We start from the raw sequence: 2,343 nt of genomic DNA, 5'->3' as shown, positions 1-2,343 counted from the left end.
CAGTCAACTCCGCTTAACCCCGATAGACAAACAATCCAAAACCGGGATTATTCGTCCATCGACGTTAATGCTCATTGACTAACCGCCTTTTATCCCATTCTCAACTTCTTTACTCATTTTCCCGTAGCCACCGCGCCAACCGTTCCCGATAAGCCGGTGCTTCGTCAATAAACGCCATGTGGCGACTGTGGGCAAACAGCGTCCACTCGGCGTTGGGCAGCTGGTCGACCATCGTCTTCGCCACCAATGGCGTGCAGAGGTCGTTGGTGCCACTCGTCACCAGCGTAGGCACGGTTATCTGCGCCAATTTCGTCGTGTAGTCGTAGTCCCCCAGCGTTCCGGTCGGACAATATTCGTTGGGACCCCAAGCCGTGTTGTAGGCGACCGTACCAGCTTGTTTTGGCCGCCGCAAGAATTCCGGTGAGACCGCCGTCACGGGACCCGCCGCGTGGGCTTCCATGAACCGTTGATTGGCGGCTAGGTAGGCCGGTGTGGTGAAGTCCCCCGTGACTTCCGCTTGGGCGATGGCCCGCTGATCCGCTGGCGCCATGAACCGAATCAACCGGTGTTGTTCCTGCGCCCACAGTTTAGCCGACGACAGCGTGCTGGCCAGAATCAAGCTCTGAATGCCGGCCGGCTGGTGATCACACAGATAAATGATGGCCAACATACCGCCCCAGGACTGACCAAGCAAGTGTACCCGCTTCAATCCTAAGTAGGCCCGCAACGCCTTTAACTCCGCCACCCAAGTTGTCGCCTGCCACAGACTGGGGTCGTTAGGCTGTGAGGACTTGCCACAACCTAATTGGTCGTACATGACGACGGGCCGACCCGTTTCTTCCGCGAGCTGATCGAACACTTCAAAGTAGTTGTGCGTGGACCCTGGACCACCGTGCAGTAACAGTAAGGGCACCTGCCCCGCCGCTAAGTCACCCACCACCCGATAATAGGTTTGATACTGTCCAAATGGCATGATTCCTTCTTCAATTTTCATCGCTACGCCTCCGTTTCATTTACTTCAATCGATTTTCCCCCACCCCATTTGGCCATTTACCCGGCATTCTGCAAGGTAACCCGCATTATACCGGGATAAAAATGTTTTGTACCATAACCATATAGTTATTGATTAATTATTAGTCAGAAATTATTTGGGAGGGGTCACCATGTTACCTGCAAAACAGCTTATCACCAGTGTCATCGTCTGCGGACTGGCTTTAGTCGGCATCGCCACGCAACCAGCCACCGCTTACGCCAAATCAGCAGCGGATACCACCGATTATAATCGCGCTTATCACGCCACCAAGACGCTGTATCACCCGAAGTACGGCTTCTACCGTAACCTGTATACGTCTGGGATGAAACGGACGAGTGGTGCGCGCCACGACTACGAGCACAAATTTACGATCACGCGCATCGCCAAGAACGGCCACGGTGTCTTTTACAAGACCAACCGCGGCTGGATTCGGCAGGATGCGTTTTATAAATGGATTCGCTATCAAGATCATTTAAATTATGAGATGCAGGTCAACCATACCCACATTTTACTCTATAATAAGCCCGCTGGCCTCAAGGGGTCCAAGGTGACTGGGAGCACCAGCACGAAAAAGCTGGTCAACCACTGGTACCACGTCGATAAGCACATGGAGCTCAACACCGCTAACTCCGGCTATTACCGACTGACTGCGGGGAATAAGCACTACTGGATTCGCGGCAAGTACCTGAGCTTCAACACCAAGAAGCTGAAAGGCAATATCAAGACTGTCGAGAAGGCCATCAAGACGGGGTCGGCGCTGGTCGGTAAGTCGAAATACGACTGGGGCGGCGGCCGGACGAGTGCCAGCATTGCGGCGCGGCGCTTTGACTGTTCATCCTTCATTCACTGGATCTACGCACGATCCGGTGTCCGGCTTGGCGCGACTGGTACCTGCACGACCCAATCTCTGATCCACATGGGTCGCCGGATTGCCGCAAAGAATATGAAACGTGGCGACATTTTCTTCTTCAATGATAAAGATGAAGGGGTCAATTGCCACGTGGCCATTTACCTGGGGAATCGCCTATTCCTGCACGATTCCCCCAGTGCCGATACCGGTGGCGTCGGCATCTCCAGCCTGAACGACTCGCATTGGAAGACACGCTTCAACGGCAATGTGCGCCGCATCGTTGGCTAATTATCGTTAAAAAGATCGACCACACAACTCCCCTCAGTTGCGTTGGCCGATCTTTTTGCAGTTTAACTAAAGGTTGAAAGTTCCAAAATGCCAGTCATGCCTGCTCTAGCAACAATAGTGAGACTAAAACTAGGCAACCTGGTGGGCCCTTCGCCTTACCGGCCGGCAGATA

2 protein-coding genes are annotated in these 2,343 nt (G+C 53.5%); one reads left to right on the top strand and one right to left on the bottom strand.

The window, feature by feature from the left end; all coding sequences use genetic code 11:
- Nucleotides 1-109: 109 nt before the first annotated feature.
- A complete protein-coding gene (gene pepI, locus FC99_RS01930; protein WP_048733560.1) occupies nucleotides 110-994 on the bottom strand; it encodes a proline iminopeptidase in 885 nt (294 codons plus the stop codon).
- A gap of 169 nt (nucleotides 995-1,163) precedes the next feature.
- Between pepI and FC99_RS01925 the strand changes: the two genes are divergently transcribed.
- Complete coding sequence (locus tag FC99_RS01925; protein WP_053083543.1) at nucleotides 1,164-2,171, top strand: C40 family peptidase; 1,008 nt, start codon at nucleotides 1,164-1,166, stop codon at nucleotides 2,169-2,171.
- Nucleotides 2,172-2,343 lie beyond the last annotated feature (172 nt).

The sequence above is a fragment of the Levilactobacillus koreensis JCM 16448 genome, from assembly GCF_001435525.1.
GTDB classification, from domain to species: domain Bacteria; phylum Bacillota; class Bacilli; order Lactobacillales; family Lactobacillaceae; genus Levilactobacillus; species Levilactobacillus koreensis.
The sequence above is the reverse complement of the archived record's forward strand: the minus strand, read 5'-3'. Positions and strand labels throughout refer to the sequence as shown.

Coding starts and splice junctions, on each gene's coding strand:
- pepI (WP_048733560.1), bottom strand. CDS start 994: ATGAAAATTGAAGAAGGAATCATGCCATTTGGACAGTATCAAACCTAT.
- FC99_RS01925 (WP_053083543.1), top strand. CDS start 1,164: ATGTTACCTGCAAAACAGCTTATCACCAGTGTCATCGTCTGCGGACTG.